The sequence below is a fragment of the Enterobacter cloacae complex sp. 677-3DZ2D5B genome (assembly GCF_004136695.1).
Taxonomy (GTDB): domain Bacteria; phylum Pseudomonadota; class Gammaproteobacteria; order Enterobacterales; family Enterobacteriaceae; genus Enterobacter; species Enterobacter hormaechei_C.
The window spans coordinates 236,058-255,751 of the sequence record NZ_QFLS01000009.1; the positions used below are offsets into that span (position 1 = coordinate 236,058).

The window sequence follows — 19,694 nt, forward strand, 5'->3', positions numbered from 1 at the left end:
GGCTTAATCCCCCGCTCTGCCGCCATTTTTGCGTATACTGATGTCTTGTCTTATTTGACGGGGAAAGGACGTCTGTCGTGGAAATTTCATTTGGGCGCGCGCTGTGGCGCAACTTTTTAGGTCAGTCACCTGACTGGTACAAACTCACTTTACTGGTATTCCTGGTCGTTAATCCCGTTATCTTTTTGCTGGATCCCTTCGTTGCCGGGTGGATGTTGGTCGCCGAGTTTATCTTTACCCTGGCGATGGCGCTGAAGTGCTATCCGCTGTTGCCCGGCGGGCTGCTGGCGCTGGAAGCCGTGGTCATTGGAATGACCAGCGCGGAGCATGTTAAAAACGAGATAGCGTCGAATCTTGAAGTCCTGCTGCTGCTGATCTTCATGGTGGCGGGGATCTACTTTATGAAGCAGCTTCTGCTGTTTATCTTCACCCGTTTGCTGCTGAGCATTCCGTCGAAAACGCTGCTCTCGCTGGCGTTTTGCCTCGCCGCAGCCTTCCTCTCTGCCTTCCTGGATGCGCTGACGGTCGTGGCGGTAGTGATCAGCGTCGCCGTCGGCTTTTACGGGATTTACCACCGGGTGGCCTCGTCTCGTCCTGGCGATAACTTGCAGGACGACAGCCACGTTGAGGCGCACAACCGCGATGTGCTGGAACAGTTCCGCGCATTTCTGCGCAGCCTGATGATGCATGCGGGCGTGGGGACGGCGCTGGGCGGCGTGATGACCATGGTCGGGGAGCCGCAAAACCTGATTATCGCCAAAGCAGCTGAGTGGCATTTTGGCGAATTTTTCCTGCGCATGGCGCCGGTCAGCGTACCCGTGCTGGTCTGCGGGTTAGCCACCTGTGTGCTGGTCGAAAAATTCAACCTCTTTGGGTATGGCGCGACGTTGCCCGATCAGGTCCGCCAGGAGCTGCATAAGTTTGACGAGCAGAGCCGCAAACAACGCACGCGCCAGGAGACGCTGCGCCTGATTGCACAGGGCTTCATCGGCGTGTGGCTTATCGCTGCGCTGGCCTTCCACCTTGCCGAGGTGGGGCTGATTGGCCTGTCGGTAATTATCCTTGCAACCAGCCTGGGCGGCGTTACGGACGAACATGCTATTGGAAAAGCCTTTACCGAAGCGCTGCCGTTTACCGCCCTGCTGGCGGTGTTTTTTGCCGTCGTGGCGGTGATTATTGACCAACATCTGTTCGCGCCGATCATCGCGTTTGTGCTTCAGGCTACGCCAGATTCGCAGCTAACGCTGTTCTATTTGTTTAACGGTCTGTTGTCCTCTATATCCGATAACGTCTTTGTCGGGACGGTATACATCAATGAGGCCAAAGCCGCGATGGAGCAAGGGATTGTCAGCAGTGAACAGTTCGAGCTGCTGGCGGTGGCGATCAACACCGGAACCAACCTCCCCTCCGTGGCAACCCCGAACGGTCAGGCGGCATTCCTCTTCCTGCTGACCTCGGCGCTGGCGCCACTCATACGACTTTCTTATGGAAGAATGGTCTGGATGGCGCTGCCGTATACGCTGGTGCTTACCCTGGTTGGTTTACTGTGCATCAAAATTACTCTCGTTCCCTGTACGCAATGGTTATTGCAAGCAGGTATACTTGCGGCGCATTAAAATTCGTTTACACTGCGCTGTCTAAGCATGTTCCAGGGAAATGATTATGTTGCGATTTTTGAACCAGTGCTCACGCGGTCGCGGAGCGTGGTTGTTGATGGCCCTGACCGCCTTTGCGCTGGAAATGGTCGCGCTGTGGTTTCAGCATGTGATGGGGCTGAAACCTTGCGTACTGTGTATTTATGAGCGTTGTGCGCTGTTCGGCATTATGGGCGCGGGTCTGGTAGGTGCGATTGCACCCAAATCACCGTTACGCTATGCGGCAATTGCCATCTGGCTGTACAGCGCCGGGAAAGGGATTGCGCTTGCCTGGGAGCACACCCAAATGCAGCTTCACCCGTCGCCGTTTATGACCTGCGATTTTGCCGCCCGCTTCCCGAGCTGGCTGCCGCTGGATAAATGGCTGCCGCAGGTGTTTGTGGCCTCCGGTGACTGCTCTGTACGCCAGTGGGAATTCCTGACGCTGGAGATGCCGCAGTGGCTGGTGGGCATTTTTGTCGCCTACTTTGTGGTGGCGCTGCTGGTGCTGATTGCCCAGCCGTTCAAACCAAAGAAACGCGATCTTTTTGGACGGTAAAAGCAAAACGGCAACGTCAGTTTTGCAGGTCGGGTAAGCGCAGCGCCACTCGACAAAATTGCGCACAATAAAAAACCCGCCTCGGCGGGTTTTTTATTGTCACCGATTAGGGTGATTCATAATGTGGTCTTCCCAGTCCCGCACCTCGGACTCTTTCACCGCTATGTGGCGCACGGAAATACGTTCACCGTGCATCGCCGCTTTCGACCCCGTCAACAGCGGATGCCATGTGGGCAGATCTTTCCCTTCCGCCAGCAGGCGATACGCGCAGGTATGCGGCAGCCACTCAAAGGTCGGTAGATTTTCACGGGTTAACTTGATGCAGTCCGGCTCATATTCGAAACGGCGCTCATAGTTGCGGCACTGGCAGGTTTTGATGTTTAACTGCTTGCAGGCTACGTTGGTGAAATAGATCTCGTCCGAATCTTCATCCATCAGCTTATGCAGGCAGCACTGCCCGCAGCCGTCACACAACGATTCCCACTCCGCGTCGGTCATGTCGTCGAGAGTTTTGCTTTGCCAGAAAGGAATGTCGTTCATCGGGATGTCCACACGTCAAAATAGAGCGCACCTTATAACGAGTCTGGCACGTTGATGCAAGTTTTGCCGCCCTTTTCAGGCGGCAAGGTGCTTTTACAGCACGCGGGTTTTCAGCGACAGGCCGTTAAAACTGACATCCAGTTCGTCGCCGCTAAGCAGCGGCCCCACACCTTCCGGAGTGCCGGTGAGGATCACGTCGCCAGGTTTCAGGGTGAAGAAGCGGCTCATGTAGGCAATCAGCGGAACGATCTTATGGATCATGTCAGCGGTCGTTCCCTGCTGGCGGATCTCGCCGTTGACCTTCAGGCTGAGCGGCGTGTTCTGCGAATCGTCGGTAAATTCACTCACCGGAATGAAACCGGAAATCGGGCATGAATTATCAAAACCCTTCGCTTTTTCCCACGGCTGCCCCGCTTTCTTCATTTTGCCCTGAACATCACGCAGCGTCAGGTCAAGCGCGACACCGTAACCCGCAATCGCTTTCTCTACATGCTCTTCGGTCGCCTGGCGCAGCGTCGCGCCGATCAGCACCGCCAGCTCCACTTCATGATGCACCGAGCCCAGTCCCTGCGGCAGAACCAGCGGCTGGCGAATATCGCACAGTGCGGTTTCTGGCTTAATAAACAGAACCGGCTCTTCCGGCACGGCGCTGCCCATCTCCTGAATATGTTTTGCATAGTTGCTGCCCACGCAGACCACTTTGCTGACGGGATAATCCAGTAATGCACCTTGCCAGTTATGATGTTGATACATGGTCGACCCCTAATCGGTTGATGAGTTGTTCCCGGAAGGACCCGGGCTTATTTCTTTCCGCTCACCTCAAGATGCTGTTTTAATAAATTCTCCGGTGGCGGCGGAAGCTGTAAATAATAGCCCTGCTCGGTTAACGCCTTTTTGACTTTCTCCAGATCGGCGTTCACCAGCTTCTTACGGCCGTCCAGCGGCAGCAGCATCGCCAGCTGCGGTCGGCCAAAGCTTTTCATTAATTCTTCAGGCACGCGGGAAAAATCGTCTTTCTTTTCGACATAAAGGTAGGTCTGGTCGCGGCTGGTACTTCTGTAGATCACACAAAACATGTTTTTACTCTGAATTAACGGGTGGTTGCTTGCCTCAATATACTCCTGACTATAACATGCCTGATACTCTTCGGAATATCGCGGCGATGTGTTGCGGTTAATAGCAAATTGAGTAAGGCCAGGATGTCAAATACGCCCATCGAGCTTAAAGGCAGTAGCTTCACCTTATCAGTGGTTCATTTGCATGATGCAAAACCCGAGGTTATTCGTCAGGCGTTAGAAGACAAAATCGCGCAGGCTCCCGCTTTTCTTAAGCATGCTCCTGTCGTCGTCAATGTAAGCGACCTTGAGGGGCCGGTTAACTGGAAGCGGCTCCAGCAGGCCGTCGCCTCCACGGGGTTGCGCATCGTGGGCATTAGCGGCTGCAAAGACGCAGAGTTAAAAGCCGAAATTGAACGCGCGGGTTTGCCCTTGTTAAACGAGGGCAAAGAAAAAGCCCCACGTGCAACGCCTGCAACCGTTCCCGCTCCCCCGCCTCCGGCGCAAAATGTAGCCCCAGTCACAAAAACGCGATTGATTGATCTGCCGGTTCGTTCCGGTCAGCGCATTTATGCGCCAAACTGTGATCTGATTGTTACAAGCCACGTCAGTGCGGGCGCTGAACTGATTGCAGATGGCAATATTCACGTTTACGGTATGATGCGTGGACGTGCGCTTGCGGGCGCCAGCGGCGATCGAGAAGCACAAATTTTTTGTACTCACCTGACGGCAGAACTGGTGTCTATCGCAGGTGAATATTGGCTGAGCGATAAAATCCCAGCCGAATTTTATGGCAAAGCGGCCCGTCTGCAACTGGCAGATAACGCTTTGACCGTTCAACCGTTAAATTGATCCCTTTTAACAAGGAATTTCTATGGCACGCATTATTGTTGTGACTTCGGGTAAAGGAGGCGTTGGCAAGACCACCTCCAGCGCGGCCATCGCTACTGGTTTGGCCCAGAAGGGAAAGAAAACCGTCGTAATCGACTTCGATATCGGTCTGCGTAACCTGGACCTGATCATGGGTTGCGAGCGTCGCGTGGTGTATGACTTCGTGAACGTCATTCAGGGCGATGCCACCCTTAACCAGGCGCTGATTAAAGATAAGCGTACCGAGAACCTCTACATTCTTCCGGCGTCCCAGACCCGTGATAAAGACGCCCTGACCCGCGAAGGCGTGGAAAAGGTGCTCGACGATCTGAAAAAGATGGAGTTCGACTTTGTGGTCTGCGACTCCCCGGCCGGTATCGAAACCGGCGCGCTGATGGCGCTCTACTTCGCGGATGAAGCCATCATCACCACCAACCCGGAGGTCTCGTCAGTACGTGATTCCGACCGTATTCTCGGCATTCTGGCCTCGAAATCCCGTCGCGCGGAAAATGGCCAGGAGCCAATCAAAGAGCACCTGCTGCTGACCCGCTACAACCCGGGCCGGGTGAACAAAGGTGACATGCTGAGCATGGAAGACGTGCTGGAGATCCTGCGCATCAAACTGGTTGGCGTGATCCCGGAAGATCAGTCCGTGTTGCGCGCCTCTAACCAGGGCGAGCCCGTGATCCTGGATACACAGGCAGACGCGGGTAAAGCGTATGCGGATACCGTTGACCGTCTGCTGGGAGAAGAACGTCCTTTCCGCTTCATTGAAGAAGAGAAGAAAGGTTTCCTCAAACGCCTGTTCGGAGGATAAGTTATGGCATTACTGGACTTTTTTCTCTCGCGGAAAAAAAGCACCGCCAACATCGCAAAAGAACGTCTGCAAATCATTGTTGCGGAACGTCGTCGTAGCGACGCCGAACCGCACTACCTGCCGCAGCTGCGCAAAGACATTCTGGAAGTGATCTGCAAATACGTGCAGATTGACCCAGAAATGGTCACCGTTCAGCTGGAGCAAAAAGACGGGGATATTTCGATTCTGGAGCTGAACGTGACGCTTCCGGAAGCGGAAGAGTCGCGTTAATCCGGTTGTGGTTTTGTAGGCCGGGCAAGCATCGCGCCACCCGGCAATTTCCCCGGTGGCGCTGCGCTTACCGGGGCTACAATTCTTTAGCGCGGATACCCTTCCAGCAGGGTATTCAGGCGTTCGGCCATCAGTTCCCCCCGCCATCCGGCGACCAGCTCCGGTAAACCATTTTGCGGTTTCAACTTCCAGTGCCAGTTCAGCAGCTGGTTAATCTGACGACGTGAAGCCAGCAGTTCGGCACTCAGTTTGCTTTCCCCCGCCACCGTCTGCACCAGCGCTTTGATATCTTTGAATGCCTTGCGGTAGCCCGGCATATCCATCAGGTTAAGCAGTGGTTCTGGCAGTGCGTCCTCCGGCAGCTGCTGAGCTTTCTCTACCAGCGCGAGCAGCGTTTTACCGTGGAAACGGATCTCACTCCCGGAAAGGCCAATGCTGTCCAGTTCGCCAAGGCTACCCGGCATATAGCGCGCCACCGCCCACAGGTGTTCTTCACGCACCACGAAGTTAACCGCCAGATCGCGCTCACGTGCTTTACGCAGACGCCAGTCAGCCAGCAGTTGCAGACAGGCCAGCTGGCGGGTGCGCAGCTGCCAGGCGTTGGTGATGTCACGCCAGGCCTCTTTCGGATCAACCACTTCCTGACGACGCTGCTGCGTCATGCGGCACTCGTCCAGTGCGGCAGACAGCCAACCGGACGCCTCAGCCTCTTTCATAAGCTGGCCGGCAATTGGAAGAAGGTAAAAGACGTCTGCCGCGGCGTATTCAAGCTGACGCGCCGTTAGGGGACGCGCGAGCCAGTCGGTACGCGATTCGCTCTTATCCAGCGTCAGACCGGTGTACTCTTCCACCATCGCGGCGAAGCCCCAGGAGAGCGGACGACCGCTGAACGCCGCGAGGATCTGGGTATCAATCAGCGGCTGCGGCATGATGCCAAAAGTGTTGAGAAAGACTTCCAGATCTTCACTGCCCGCGTGCAGATATTTGGTCACGGCGGTATCCAGCAACAGCTCGCGCATTGGCGCCCAGTCGGTAATGCCGAGGGGGTCAATCAATGACACGTGTTTGCCGTCATACATCTGAATCAGACCCAGCTGCGGATAGTACGTTCGGGTGCGGACAAATTCCGTATCCAGGGCGATAGCGGGAAATTCACGCGTCACCTCGCACAGCGAAGCCAGCTCGTCGTTGGTAGTGATCATCTGGTAATTCAAATCGGACTCTCTTTTGTTTGCGCCCATAAAAAACGCCGGCTTAACCGGCGTCTGGGCGATTAACGTGAAGCTCAGGCCTTATTGTCCACTTTGGCACGGGCTTCGTCACGTAATTCTCGTCGTAATATCTTCCCGACGTTGGATTTCGGCAGCTCATCCCGGAATTCCACCAGCTTCGGCACTTTATAGCCCGTCAGCTGACGGCGACAGAACGTTATCAGCGCATCCTCGGTCAGAGAAGGATCTTTCTTGACCACAAATATCTTCACCGCTTCACCGCTGCTGCCTGAAGGAACGCCCACCGCCGCCACTTCCAGCACGCCGCTGTGCTGCATCACCACGTCTTCGATTTCGTTCGGATAGACGTTGAACCCTGACACCAGGATCATGTCTTTCTTGCGATCGACGATGCGCAGGAAGCCTTCGTCATCCATCACCGCGATGTCGCCCGTGTGCAGCCAGCCGTCTTTGATGATCTCATCCGTGGCATCCGGACGTTGCCAGTAGCCCAGCATCACCTGCGGCCCTCTGACGCATAGCTCCCCTGGCTCACCATGAGGCACTTCGTTATCCTCATCATCCACCAGTTTTGCTTCCGTCGACGGGACCGGCAGACCGATACTGCCGCTGTGGTAGTCGATGTCATGCGGGTTAACGCTGACCAGCGGGGCGCACTCCGTCAGGCCATAGCCCTCCAGCAGATACTGCCCGGTGAGTTTCACCCAGCGCTCGGCAACAGCCTGCTGAACCGGCATCCCGCCGCCCGCGGAGAGGTGCAGCGTGGAGAAATCGAGCTGCTGGAACTCTTTATTGTTAAGCAGCGCGTTAAACAGGGTGTTCACGCCGGTCATGGCGGTGAACGGGTATTTCGCCAGCTCTTTGACCAGCCCCGGGATATCGCGCGGGTTGGTGATCAATACATTTTGACCGCCAAGCTCGATAAACAGCAGGCAGTTCATGGTCAGCGCAAAAATGTGATACAGCGGAAGCGCGGTGATCACCAGCTCCTTGCCCGGGTGCAGCAGCGGCCCGTAGGTGGCGTTAACCTGCTCAAGGTTCGCCAGCATGTTACGGTGGGTCAGCATCGCCCCTTTCGCCACGCCGGTGGTGCCGCCCGTGTATTGCAGGAAGGCCAGATCCTCGGACACGATCTCCGGCTTTACGTATTGCATCCGGTAGCCCGCATGCAGGGCGCGGCGGAAGGAGATGGCATCCGGCAGGTGGTATTTCGGCACCAGCCGCTTAACGTATTTAACGACAAAGTTGACCAGCGTACCTTTCGCGGTAGAGAGCTGGTCACCCATGCGCGTCAGGATGACGTGCTTAACCTGAGTTTTTTCAACGACTTTTTCCAGCGTGTGGGCAAAGTTGGAGACAATCACAATCGCCGCCGCGCCGCTGTCATTCAACTGATGTTCCAGCTCGCGCGGGGTATAGAGCGGGTTAACGTTAACCACGATCATCCCTGCCCTGAGGATGCCGAACAGCGCCACCGGGTATTGCAGAAGGTTTGGCATCATCAGCGCGACGCGATCCCCTTTCTGCAAGCCCAACCCTTCCTGTAAATAGGCCGCAAACGCCCGGCTGCGTTCTTCCAGCTTACGGAAGGTCATCACTTCGCCCATATTCACAAACGCGGGCTGGTCAGCGTAGCGCCGTACCGAGTGTTCAAATAGTTCAATCAGGGATTGATAACGGTCAGGATTGATCTCCGCAGGGACATCCGCGGGATAACGGTTAAGCCAAACCTTTTTCAATGCATCACCTCTGAAATGAGTGTTCGTCGTCATCACAGCCCCGATAATAAACAGTTTGTTAACATTATATTAACTCAGCGTACCAGTTTATTAATTGTTCAGATTGCAGGTTGCGAAGCGCGTCACTCTTTTTTTTCGTTTTATCCGTAAAAAAACAGAGACAGCGGCTGAGCCGCTGTCTCTTTCCTAGCAATAACAGTAACTTACTCAGTTACTATTGTTTGAACCTGTGCAGGGCCTGGATTGTACCACCCCCAGCCACCGTAGCCGTAACGATACGGATGCGGTCCCCACATCCACGGATCGATTGGCTGTGGCGGCATCACCACCTGCTGGGCGATACGCCAGCGTTTGTAGCCGTTCACCTGCATGGTCATAAATTTGTATGGCGTATTGCCGATTTTCCCCGCCACCGAACCGGTAATCGGCCCGACGACGGTCACCAGCTGCCCGCGGAAATCTACCGGATCGAGGAAGCCGCTGACGTCAGCGTAGATCCGCCCGCGCGAGGCTTCACCCAGAACAGGCCGCGCGCCGTCGTCCAGTGGAACGGTGGCAATCTCCAGCCGGGTTTTCCCCTGCTGGTTTAGCACTTCAACCACCTTGCCGCCAAACCGCGCTTCCTGCCCGACATACAGCTCCGGGGCATTCATCACGCGTACCAGATCCTGCTGTGGCGTCGGGCTGGTGCCCTTGATCGCATCAGGAACGGTGACGCACCCGCTCAGTGCTATGGCAACCGCGCCTGCCATAAAAAAGCGTACAACTTTAGTCTGAACCGCCATGATGCGACTCCTTTTTCTCAGTTCCTGTTACTGAGATTCACTCGCGGCCAGGAAGTTTCTTCCACGCGACGGTGTTTCGTAAATAAACCGGTTCAGCGTGTTCAACCGCCACGGTTTTTCCTGCGGCAAACAGCTGACAGGCAATCGGCAGCATATCTTCTGCGGCGGGCAGGAGCATGTTACCGTCCACCAGCGTAAGGCCGGTGTCCTTCGCCATCTCAGGCCATGCCGCCCAGCCGGTTCCGACCGTCGCCCACTCACCGGAGAGCTGTTTCAGGCGCCCGGTGACGGCTTCAGGTTTAAGCACCGCTTCCGTCTCTTCGCCGTGCCAGACGCCGTTTTCGTCACGGGTGTACTCCGCCCAGTAGACTTCCCCCATGCGGGCATCAATCGCAGCCAGCACGCGGGTGGCGCCGGTCATGCGCCATGCTCCCTGGGCCATGGTCGCAAGCGTGGAGACGCCGATCATCGGCAGGTCAGCGCCCAGCGCCAGCCCCTGCGCAATGCCAATCCCGATACGTACGCCCGTAAAGCTGCCCGGACCACGGCCGTAGGCCAGCGCGTCGAGGTCAGTCAGGGCGGTGTTGCCCTCGGTTAAAATGGTTTTTACCAGGGGCAGAATACGTTGGGTGTGTTCCCGTGGGCACTCTTCGAAATGAGCAAAAATCGTACCGTCGTTCCACAGGGCAACGGAACAGGCCTCTGTCGCGGTATCAATAGCCAGAATTCGCATCAGTCGTCGCGCTCTCGCAATGGTCAGTCACAAAATGGCGCGCATCTTAACACACTCCGGGAAGAATTACTCCGCCGTCGGGTTCGCCAGGAAGCGGACCGCGCGTTTAATATCCCGCGTGCGCGGCGCGGGCGGCAGGCTGGCGAGGAAGGTCGCGCCGTAGGGACGCATCACCAGGCGGTTGTCGCAGATCACCAGCACCCCGCGATCGGTGACGTCGCGGATCAGTCGCCCTACCCCCTGTTTAAGCGTGATGACCGCGTCCGGCAGCTGGACGTCGTCGAACGGATCGCCCCCGCGCAGACGGCAGTCCTCCATGCGCGCTTTCAGAAGCGGATCGTCCGGCGATGTGAACGGCAGCTTATCGATAATCACCAGCGAGAGCGTGTCGCCGCGCACGTCTACCCCTTCCCAGAAACTACTGGTCGCCACCAGCAGGGCATTACCGGCGCTGACAAACTGCTGGAGCAGCTGGCCTTTACTGGTTTCCCCCTGCAACAGCACCGGTAGCGTCATGGTGGCGCGGAACTGCTCGGCCAGATCGCGCATCATGGCGTGTGAGGTGCAGAGCATAAAGCAGCGCCCGTTGTTGGCCTCGATCATCGGCTTCAGCATGGCCGCCAGATGTCGCGCCGCGCCCGGCTGGTTAGGCAGCGGCAGATTGCGCGGCACGCACAGCAGCGCCTGTCTCTCATAGTCGAACGGGCTCGGCAGAAGCAGGGATTCCGCCTGCTCAATGCCGAGGCGCTCGGTAAAGTGGTGCAGATCGTCATTGACCGACAGCGTGGCCGAGGTAAAGACCCAGGTGCCGGGCTTTTGCGCCATCACCTCTTTAAATTTATCAGCAACGGTCAGCGGCGTGAGCGCCAGGGTGAAGTGGCGCGAGGTACATTCGTACCAGTAGCTGTAGCCCGGCTGGTTGATCTCTTTCAGCCGCTTCAGCCGCCCACGGTAAAGCGTGGCGCGCTCGAAGGCGGCGTCCAGCAGCGCTGAACGTCCGAGGGACAGTTTCGCCACGTCGTAACAGAGTTCAAGGGCATCATCGAGCAGCAGCAGCGCGCGCTGGATATTTTTGTCTGCGAGCAGTTCGCGCAGGTTGCCGCGATAGCCCGGCTCGCCAAGCTGTAAGCGGAAGTCCTGTGCGCATTGCGCCAGGCGGTCCGCGCACTTCTGCAACTGCTGGGTATCTTTGAGTTCGGTGCGATAGGCAATGGTAATATCTTTCGCCAGATCCTGAAGCTGACGACTGGAAAGCGACTGCCCAAAATACTGGCTGGCGATGTCCGGTAGCTGATGGGCTTCATCGAAGATCATCACCTCCGCCTCCGGGATCAGCTCGCCGAAACCACTGTCCTTGACCACCATATCCGCAAGAAACAGGTGATGGTTCACCACCACCACGTCGGCGTCCATCGCGGTTTTACGCGCTTTCACCACAAAACAGTCTTTATACAGCGGGCAGTCGCTGCCGAGGCAGTTGTCATTGGTGCTGGTCACCAGCGGCCAGGCCGGGGAGTCTTCCGGCACGCTCGCGCAGGTGCTGATGTCCCCCTCCTCCGTCTGGTTGGCCCAGGCGCGCAGGACGATCACATCGCTCAGGGTTTGTACCGGCAGGTCGCCGCCCGCCAGCGCCTGCTGTTCAAGACGCTCCAGACACAGGTAGTTAGAACGCCCTTTCAGCAAGGCCAGACGCCCTTTGTATTTCAGCGCTTTCGCCACCGTGGGTAAATCGCGGCTGTAGAGCTGATCCTGGAGCGCTTTTGATCCCGTAGAGATGATCACCTTCTTTTTCGCCCGCAGCGCAGGAGCGAGGTAAGCATACGTTTTCCCCGTACCGGTACCGGCCTCCACGATCAGCGGCTGCGCCTTGTCGATAGCGTGCGCAACGGCATGCGCCATCTGACGTTGGGGTTCGCGCGGTTTAAAGCCGGGAATAGCCTGTGCTAACTGACCTTCTGGGGAAAAATCGTCTGCCACGGTGTTCTCTCACTGTATTTTTGCACAGGGATTATGTCAGCCCCTTCTCTCCGGTGCCACCCCAAATAGTGACGACGGCGGAACATTATGGCAGTCTTGCCGCCTGACGACGAAAGATAACGAGGATACGTTTATGACAATTACGCGCATTGATGCCGAAGCCCGCTGGTCTGATGTGGTGATCCACAACCAGACGCTGTACTACACCGGCGTCCCTGCCAATCTGGACGCCGACGCCTTCGAGCAGACCGCCAACACCCTGGCGCAGATCGACGCCGTACTGGAAAAACAGGGCAGCGACAAATCCCGCATTCTGGATGCGACGATTTTTCTGGCGAATAAAGACGATTTCGCGGCGATGAATAAAGCATGGGATGCGTGGGTGGTGGCGGGTCACGCGCCTGTACGCTGCACCGTACAGGCCACGCTGATGAAACCGGAATATAAGGTTGAGATCAAGATTATCGCGGCAGTGTAAGCCGGTTATTCTTCATCTTCATCCTCAAAGCGCGCCACGATCCGCTCGCCGGTATGGGTGGCGCGAAGTTCTTCCGCGACCTGGGAAATTGCCTGTCCGCTGCTCATCCCCTGGGACATCAGCTCCTGAATACGTTCAACGGCTTTCTGCTGTTGGTCATGGCTGAGAGAAGGTAAACCTGCAAACATCGTTAACTCCTGCTAAATTATTCGCGCTAATTATTTCACGCTGCCCGGTAGTATGCCATACATGAACATGCGCTTCCCCACTGTTATGACCTTGCCCTGGCGTGCTGACGCCGCGGAGTTCTGGTTTGCCCGTCTGAGCCACCTTCCTTTTGCCATGCTGCTGCACTCCGGCCATGCGGATCACCCCTACAGCCGCTTTGATATTCTGGTGGCCGACCCGGTTAAAACGCTGACGACCGATGCGCTGTCGCCAACGGACGATCCGCTGATGCGGCTTCAGAACGAGATCGATGCTCTGGGCTTAACTGCCACACCGGATCCGGATCTGCCTTTCCAGGGGGGCGCGCTGGGCCTGTTTGGTTACGATCTGGGTCGCCGTTTCGAAAAGCTGCCCGAGCATGCGCAGGCGGATATTTCCCTGCCGGATATGGCGGTGGGGCTGTATGACTGGGCGCTGATCGTGGATCACCGTAAGCAGACGGTTTCTCTGCTGAGCCACCGGGACGTACAGGCGCGTCTGGCCTGGCTTGAGGCGCAACGGCCCGCCGCCCCGGAACACTTTATGCTGACCTCCGGCTGGCGCTCGAACATGAGCGCGGAGGAATACGCGGAAAAATTCTCCCGTGTGCAGGCGTATCTTCACAGTGGCGACTGTTATCAGGTCAACCTTGCCCAGCGTTTCCAGGCGGCGTACAAGGGAGACGAATGGCAGGCGTTTACCCGCCTCAATGCCAGCAATAAGGCCCCGTTCAGTGCATTTTTACGCTTTGAACACGGCGCCATACTCAGCCTTTCGCCTGAGCGTTTTATCCACCTGGCTGACGGTATGATTCAGACCCGCCCAATAAAGGGCACACTGCCGCGCCTTGCCAACGCCGACGCCGACCGCCAGCAGGCGGAGACGCTGGCGGCCTCTCCCAAAGATCGTGCCGAAAACCTGATGATTGTCGATCTGATGCGCAATGATATTGGTCGCGTCGCCGAGCCGGGCAGCGTGCGCGTGCCGGAGCTGTTCGTCGTGGAGCCTTTCCCGGCGGTGCATCATCTGGTCAGCACCATCACCGCACGCCTGCCGGCCTCGCGAACCGCCTGCGATCTGCTCCGCGCCGCGTTTCCGGGCGGCTCCATCACCGGCGCGCCGAAGGTCCGGGCGATGGAGATCATCGACGAACTGGAACCACATCGCCGCAACGCCTGGTGCGGCAGCATCGGCTATGTGAGTCTGTGCGGCACCATGGATACCAGCATCACTATTCGCACCCTGACGGCGTGCGACGGTAACCTGTACTGTTCCGCAGGCGGTGGCATTGTGGCCGATAGCCAGGTCGAGGCGGAATATCAGGAAACCTTTGATAAAGTGAATCGTATCCTGAAACAACTGGAGAACTCACGGTGAAGAAAGACAACCTGACGCTGGATGATTTTCTGTCACGCTTTCAGCTTCTGCGGCCCCAGGTTAGCCGCGCCACGCTGAATCAACGTCAGGCGGCGGTGCTGATCCCGGTCGTGCGCCGTGAGCAGCCGGGTCTGTTGCTTACCCAGCGCTCACCGCATATGCGAAAACACGCCGGTCAGGTTGCGTTTCCGGGCGGCGCGGTGGACAGCACCGATGCATCCCTGATTGCCGCCGCACTGCGTGAAGCGCATGAGGAAGTGGCGATCCCCCCGGAGACAGTCGAGGTGATCGGCGTGCTGCCGCCAGTGGACAGCGTAACCGGTTTTCAGGTCACGCCGGTCGTTGGCATTATTCCGCCCGATCTTCAGTATCACGCCAGCGTCGATGAAGTTTCAGCGGTGTTCGAAATGCCGCTGGAAGAGGCCCTTCGTCTGGGCCGCTATCACCCACTGGATATTCACCGCCGCGGACACGATCATCGGGTCTGGCTGTCGTGGTATCAGCATTATTTTGTCTGGGGCATGACGGCAGGCATCATTCGTGAGCTGGCCCTGCAAATCGGCCTGAAGCCTTGACTATACTTTACATTCCGCCCTTTTCTGGCAGGTTTGCGATCGGCGTCGCGCTATTAGCAAAACCATCGTTAACCATTAGTTTAATTCATGTGAATAGTTAAGCCGAGGTTGGTGTTCCCTCTTACACTATGCGCAGTTATAACATCGTTACTGGAACCCCAGTAACCCTGTCAGGAGTGTGAAAGTGATTAGTATATTCGACATGTTCAAAGTGGGGATTGGTCCTTCCTCTTCCCACACTGTAGGGCCGATGAAGGCCGGTAAACAGTTCGTCGATGATCTGGTCGAAAAAGGATTACTGGAAAGCGTTACCCGTGTCGCCGTAGACGTTTACGGTTCACTGTCATTAACGGGTAAAGGCCACCACACCGATATCGCCATTATTATGGGTCTGGCAGGCAATATGCCGGACACTGTTGATATTGATGCCATTCCGGCATTTATCCGCGACGTGGAAACGCGCGGACGCTTACTGCTGGCTAACGGTCAGCACGAAGTGGACTTTCCGCAGGATGACGGGATGCGTTTTCGTAGCGACAACCTGCCGCTGCATGAAAACGGCATGACCATCCACGCCTGGAGCGGCGAAAAAGAGATCTACAGTAAAACCTACTACTCCATCGGCGGCGGCTTTATCGTTGACGAAGAACACTTTGGTAAAGAGAGCGCGGGCGACGTCAATGTGCCCTATCCGTTTAAATCGGCCACCGAGATGCTGGGCTACTGCAAAGAGACCGGTCTGTCCCTGTCCGGCATGGTGATGCAGAACGAACTGGCGCTGCACAGCAAGAAAGAGATCGAAGACTATTTTGCTAACGTGTGGCAAACCATGCGCGCCTGTATTGACCGCGGGATGAACACCGAGGGTGTTCTGCCTGGGCCTCTGCGCGTACCGCGTCGTGCCTCTGCGCTGCGCCGCATGCTGGTCACCACCGACAAGTTCTCCAATGACCCAATGAACGTGGTCGACTGGGTGAACATGTTTGCCCTCGCGGTTAACGAAGAGAACGCAGCGGGTGGTCGCGTGGTGACGGCGCCGACCAACGGCGCGTGCGGTATCGTTCCGGCGGTGCTGGCCTATTACGATCACTTTATTGAGCCCGTGACACCGGATATCTATATCCGTTATTTCCTCGCGGCAGGCGCTATCGGCGCGCTGTACAAAATGAATGCGTCCATCTCTGGTGCCGAAGTAGGCTGTCAGGGTGAAGTGGGCGTGGCCTGCTCTATGGCGGCAGCGGGTCTGGCGGAACTGTTGGGCGCCAGCCCTGAGCAGGTGTGCGTGGCGGCGGAAATCGGTATGGAGCACAACCTCGGTCTGACCTGTGACCCGGTTGCCGGTCAGGTGCAGGTGCCGTGCATTGAGCGTAACGCCATCGCCTCCGTCAAAGCGATCAACGCCTCGCGTATGGCGATGCGCCGTACCAGCGAGCCACGCGTGTCGCTGGATAAGGTTATTGAAACCATGTACGAAACCGGCAAGGACATGAACGCGAAGTACCGTGAGACCTCGCGCGGCGGTCTGGCCATTAAGGTGCAGTGCGACTAAGCCTTCCTTTCGCCCATCTGCAACGGATGGGCGAATTTTCCCCTCTCGTCTCGTCGCTTCACGTATTCCCCACTACACTGTCACTGTTGCGTCTGGCTTTTCTGGCCGGTGCTTAACAGGCGACCGTTCATGCAAACTGCACAAACGATCATTAAAGACTATCGCCGAAAACGCGTTATCGTCTGTGTCACGGTTGCGCTCGTTACGCTCGTCCTGACGCTGGGCATTCGCTTTATTTCACAGCGCAACATAAATCAGGATCGGATCCACGACTTTACCCACCACACCGTGCGTGCGCTTGATAAGGTGCTTCTCTCGTTAGAGGTCCAGCGTGAAACGCTACTTTCACTGGTTGGCATACCCTGTTCCGAAGCAAATCTAATCCTGCGAAAACAGGCGGCGATCCTCCAGACCGTACGCTCCATCGCCCTCATTCAAGACGGAATACTGTATTGCTCAAGCGTCTTTGGCAGCCGTAATGTGCCCGTCAGTGAGTTTGTGCCGGAGCTTCCAGTCGGTGAATCCAGGCTGCTGCTGTCGACTGACCGGTGGCTGGTAAAAGGCAGCCCGGTACTGATTCAGTGGTCTCCCGTTGCGGGCGACGGCAACGACGGGGTGATGGAGGTGGTGAATATCGATCTCATCACTAAAATGATTCTCGAGCCGCAGCGGCCGCAGATCACCGACGTTGTCCTGAGAGTAGGAGATAACTTCCTCCGCGACGGGCAACAGGTGACGACTACGCCGACCTTCGATGAAAACGCCTCCCTGCTGGAACAGTCGTCACAACATTACCCTTTCAGCGTCACGGTGAGCGGCCCCGGGCCTGGCGAAATGGCGTTAAAAAATCTGCCCACCCAGCTGCCGCTGGCGTTGATGCTCAGCTTACTGATGGGCTATATCGCCTGGCTCGCCACGGCGCGGCGCATAAGTTTCACCTGGGAAATCAATATGGGAATTGCGGCCAGGGAGTTTGAACTCTTCTGCCAGCCGCTGGTGAATGCCCGCACCCGGGAATGCGCCGGCGTCGAGATCCTCCTGCGCTGGAACAACCCGCGTCAGGGATGGATTTCGCCCGATGTCTTTATCCCTCTGGCCGAAGAACATAACCTGATTGTTCCGCTTACCCGCTACGTCATCAGCGAAACGGTGCGGCAGATAGGCTATTTCCCTGCCTCGCGCGATTTCCATATCGGCATTAACGTGGCCGCCAGCCATTTTCGCCGCGCTGCGCTTATCCAGGATCTCAACCGCATCTGGTTTAACGCCAGCCCTGTTCAACAGTTGATCGTGGAGTTAACCGAACGCGATGCGTTGCTGGATGTGGATTACCGCATCGTGCGGGAGCTGCACCGCAAAGGGGTGAAACTTGCGATTGATGATTTTGGTACCGGCAACAGCTCACTTTCATGGCTAGAAAAACTGCATCCGGATGTGCTGAAAATTGATAAATCCTTCACCACCGCGATCGGCACCGACGCCGTGAACTCAACGGTAACAGATATTATTATTGCGCTTGGCCAGCGGCTGAATATTGAACTGGTTGCGGAAGGGGTGGAAACCGAGGAGCAGTCACGCTACCTGCGCCGTCACAGCGTACATATTTTGCAGGGGTACTTGTATGCGCGGCCAATGCCGCTGCGCGAGTTTCCGAAATGGCTGGCGGAAAGTCACTCTCCGCCAGCCCGTCACAACGGACACATCGTGCCCTTACTGCCGTTACGCTAGATAACGTTACTCTTCTTCGTCGTGCGCAGAGTGCTCTTTAACAATACGCACCATATCAACGCGATAGTCGTTGGCTTCGACGATGGTAATTTGCAGCGGCGGCAGCTCCAGCACATCACCGATACGCGGGATCTGCCCGTTAACGGAGATCACCAGCCCCGCCACGGTGGCAATATCTTCATCATCATTGACCACGTTTTCGACGCCCAGCGTGTGCGAGAGCGCGTGCAGGTCGGTGGTGCCTTTCACCAGCCAGCCGTCACCGTCGGCAACGATTTCCGGGGTTTCATCCGCATCAGGGAATTCACCGGCAATGGCTTCCAGCACATCCAGCGGCGTCACCAGGCCCTGTACCACACCAAATTCGTTGGTGACGATAACAAAGCTCCCGCGAGCACGGCGCAATACGCCCAGCAGGTTGATCGGATCCAGCGTTTCAGGCACCACGATAGCGGGCGACGCGGCCGCTACGGCCTCGACGTTAACGCCCTCTTCCAGCGCCACCAGCATCTCTTTCGCGCGTACCACACCGATGATCTCATCCAGCTCACCCCGGCAGACCGGGAACAGGCTGTGCGGCGAGGAGAGCAGCTGCTGACGAATTTCGTCGACGCTCAGGTTGGCGTCCACCCAGCTGATTTCGCCGCGTGGCGTCATAATACCGCGCAGGGAGCGGGAAGCCAGCGAAAGCACGCCATTGATCATGTAGCGTTCTTCTTCCACAAACGCGCCTTCCGGCACCGGAACCGGGTTGCGGTTCTCGTTATCAGCCTGCACGTTCACCTGACGACGCCCGCCCATCAGTCGCAGAATCGCATCTGCGGTACGGGCTCGCAGCGGCTGATTCGACTGCTGCTTAATAAAGTTACGGCGCGCAATCTGGTTAAACAGCTCGATCAGAATCGAGAAGCCAATCGCGGCGTACAGGTAGCCTTTCGGAATATGGAAGCCAAACCCTTCTGCCACCAGGCTCAGACCAATCATCAGCAGGAAGCTCAGACACAGCACAACGACCGTCGGATGCTGGTTGACGAAACGCGTCAGCGGTTTCGACGCCAGCAGCATTACCGCCATCGCAATCACCACCGCCGCCATCATCACCGGCAGATGGTTCACCATGCCGACCGCCGTAATCACCGCATCCAGTGAGAAGACCGCATCAAGCACCACAATCTGGAGAACAACCACCCAGAAGCTGGCATAACCCTTACCGTGGCCATCATCGTGCTGCCGGTTCTCCAGCCGTTCATGCAGCTCTGTTGTGGCTTTGAACAGCAGGAACAGTCCCCCTACCAGCATAATTAAATCGCGGCCGGAGAAGGTGAAATCCATGACGGTGAACAGGGGCTTCGTCAGGGTGACCATCCACGAGATAACAGACAGTAAGCCCAGACGCATGATCAGCGCCAGTGAGAGGCCGATCAGACGGGCTTTATCACGCTGTTTCGGCGGCAGTTTATCTGCGAGGATGGCGATAAACACCAGGTTATCAATACCGAGAACGATCTCCAGCACGACCAGCGTAAGCAAGCCTACCCAGATTGACGGGTCCATTAAGAATTCCATGAC

General features: G+C 56.8%; 20 protein-coding genes. 10 read left to right on the forward strand and 10 right to left on the reverse strand.

Going from position 1 to position 19,694, the window contains the following annotated elements:
• Window positions 1-77 precede the first annotated feature (77 nt).
• Entirely contained in the window at window positions 78-1,616 is a 1,539-nt protein-coding gene (gene nhaB / locus DD597_RS14510) for a Na(+)/H(+) antiporter NhaB (protein WP_023314322.1), read from the forward strand.
• A 46-nt stretch (window positions 1,617-1,662) separates the two neighbouring features.
• Window positions 1,663-2,193 (forward strand): disulfide bond formation protein DsbB, encoded by a 531-nt coding sequence (dsbB, locus tag DD597_RS14515; protein WP_017693268.1) that lies wholly within the window; start codon window positions 1,663-1,665, stop codon window positions 2,191-2,193.
• A 99-nt stretch (window positions 2,194-2,292) separates the two neighbouring features.
• On the opposite strand, the gene DD597_RS14520 is transcribed toward dsbB, so the two are convergent.
• The 3 genes from DD597_RS14520 to DD597_RS14530 form a co-directional block, all read right to left on the reverse strand.
• Window positions 2,293-2,733, reverse strand: a complete 441-nt coding sequence (locus tag DD597_RS14520; RefSeq protein ID WP_015570314.1) for a YcgN family cysteine cluster protein — start codon at window positions 2,731-2,733, stop codon at window positions 2,293-2,295.
• A gap of 93 nt (window positions 2,734-2,826) precedes the next feature.
• Window positions 2,827-3,486 (reverse strand): fumarylacetoacetate hydrolase family protein, encoded by a 660-nt coding sequence (locus DD597_RS14525; protein WP_129256333.1) that lies wholly within the window; start codon window positions 3,484-3,486, stop codon window positions 2,827-2,829.
• Window positions 3,487-3,533: 47 nt separating this feature from the next.
• On the reverse strand, window positions 3,534-3,809 hold the full coding sequence (locus DD597_RS14530) for a YcgL domain-containing protein (RefSeq protein WP_006810982.1): 276 nt from the start codon (window positions 3,807-3,809) through the stop codon (window positions 3,534-3,536).
• 123 nt (window positions 3,810-3,932) lie between these two features.
• Between DD597_RS14530 and minC the strand changes: the two genes are divergently transcribed.
• Genes minC through minE form a run of 3 tightly spaced genes read left to right on the forward strand, consistent with a single transcriptional unit; the run spans window position 3,933 to window position 5,745 of the window.
• Window positions 3,933-4,640, forward strand: a complete 708-nt coding sequence (minC, locus tag DD597_RS14535) for a septum site-determining protein MinC (RefSeq protein ID WP_017384318.1) — start codon at window positions 3,933-3,935, stop codon at window positions 4,638-4,640.
• Between the two features lie 22 nt (window positions 4,641-4,662).
• Window positions 4,663-5,475: a septum site-determining protein MinD gene (minD, locus tag DD597_RS14540; RefSeq protein WP_003859938.1), complete on the forward strand. Its 813-nt coding sequence runs from the start codon at window positions 4,663-4,665 to the stop codon at window positions 5,473-5,475.
• Between the two features lie 3 nt (window positions 5,476-5,478).
• Entirely contained in the window at window positions 5,479-5,745 is a 267-nt protein-coding gene (gene minE / locus DD597_RS14545; RefSeq protein WP_003859937.1) for a cell division topological specificity factor MinE, read from the forward strand.
• Window positions 5,746-5,831: 86 nt separating this feature from the next.
• Here minE and rnd read toward each other — a convergent pair whose 3' ends face one another.
• From rnd to DD597_RS14570, 5 genes are all read right to left on the reverse strand, one after another.
• Window positions 5,832-6,947, reverse strand: a complete 1,116-nt coding sequence (gene rnd, locus DD597_RS14550) for a ribonuclease D (protein WP_122959317.1) — start codon at window positions 6,945-6,947, stop codon at window positions 5,832-5,834.
• Between the two features lie 83 nt (window positions 6,948-7,030).
• Window positions 7,031-8,716: a long-chain-fatty-acid--CoA ligase FadD gene (gene fadD / locus DD597_RS14555; protein ID WP_003859933.1), complete on the reverse strand. Its 1,686-nt coding sequence runs from the start codon at window positions 8,714-8,716 to the stop codon at window positions 7,031-7,033.
• A 203-nt stretch (window positions 8,717-8,919) separates the two neighbouring features.
• Window positions 8,920-9,501, reverse strand: coding sequence for a Slp family lipoprotein (locus tag DD597_RS14560; RefSeq protein ID WP_003859931.1), 582 nt, complete (start codon window positions 9,499-9,501; stop codon window positions 8,920-8,922).
• 37 nt (window positions 9,502-9,538) lie between these two features.
• A complete protein-coding gene (tsaB, locus tag DD597_RS14565; protein WP_032658967.1) occupies window positions 9,539-10,234 on the reverse strand; it encodes a tRNA (adenosine(37)-N6)-threonylcarbamoyltransferase complex dimerization subunit type 1 TsaB in 696 nt (231 codons plus the stop codon).
• A 66-nt stretch (window positions 10,235-10,300) separates the two neighbouring features.
• A complete protein-coding gene (locus DD597_RS14570) occupies window positions 10,301-12,211 on the reverse strand; it encodes an ATP-dependent DNA helicase (RefSeq protein ID WP_129256334.1) in 1,911 nt (636 codons plus the stop codon).
• Between the two features lie 133 nt (window positions 12,212-12,344).
• Here DD597_RS14570 and DD597_RS14575 point away from each other — a divergent pair, with 133 nt between their 5' ends.
• Window positions 12,345-12,689, forward strand: a complete 345-nt coding sequence (locus DD597_RS14575; RefSeq protein ID WP_003859927.1) for a RidA family protein — start codon at window positions 12,345-12,347, stop codon at window positions 12,687-12,689.
• Window positions 12,690-12,694: 5 nt separating this feature from the next.
• Here DD597_RS14575 and DD597_RS14580 read toward each other — a convergent pair whose 3' ends face one another.
• Entirely contained in the window at window positions 12,695-12,877 is a 183-nt protein-coding gene (locus DD597_RS14580; RefSeq protein WP_003859925.1) for a YoaH family protein, read from the reverse strand.
• Between the two features lie 61 nt (window positions 12,878-12,938).
• Between DD597_RS14580 and pabB the strand changes: the two genes are divergently transcribed.
• From pabB to DD597_RS14600, 4 genes are all read left to right on the forward strand, one after another.
• The gene (pabB, locus tag DD597_RS14585) at window positions 12,939-14,273 is read left to right on the forward strand and encodes an aminodeoxychorismate synthase component 1 (RefSeq protein WP_003859923.1); all 1,335 of its coding nucleotides are present in this window, start codon (window positions 12,939-12,941) and stop codon (window positions 14,271-14,273) included.
• The gene (locus DD597_RS14590; protein ID WP_003859921.1) at window positions 14,270-14,848 is read left to right on the forward strand and encodes a CoA pyrophosphatase; all 579 of its coding nucleotides are present in this window, start codon (window positions 14,270-14,272) and stop codon (window positions 14,846-14,848) included. Before pabB ends, DD597_RS14590 begins: the two co-directional genes overlap by 4 nt.
• Before the next feature lie 184 nt (window positions 14,849-15,032).
• Complete coding sequence (gene sdaA, locus DD597_RS14595) at window positions 15,033-16,397, forward strand: L-serine ammonia-lyase (RefSeq protein WP_003859920.1); 1,365 nt, start codon at window positions 15,033-15,035, stop codon at window positions 16,395-16,397.
• 129 nt (window positions 16,398-16,526) lie between these two features.
• Window positions 16,527-18,125 (forward strand): EAL domain-containing protein, encoded by a 1,599-nt coding sequence (locus tag DD597_RS14600; RefSeq protein ID WP_129256335.1) that lies wholly within the window; start codon window positions 16,527-16,529, stop codon window positions 18,123-18,125.
• A gap of 6 nt (window positions 18,126-18,131) precedes the next feature.
• Here the strand turns inward: DD597_RS14600 and yoaE are convergent, their stop codons facing one another.
• Window positions 18,132-19,691 (reverse strand): CNNM family cation transport protein YoaE, encoded by a 1,560-nt coding sequence (gene yoaE / locus DD597_RS14605; protein WP_003859916.1) that lies wholly within the window; start codon window positions 19,689-19,691, stop codon window positions 18,132-18,134.
• Window positions 19,692-19,694 lie beyond the last annotated feature (3 nt).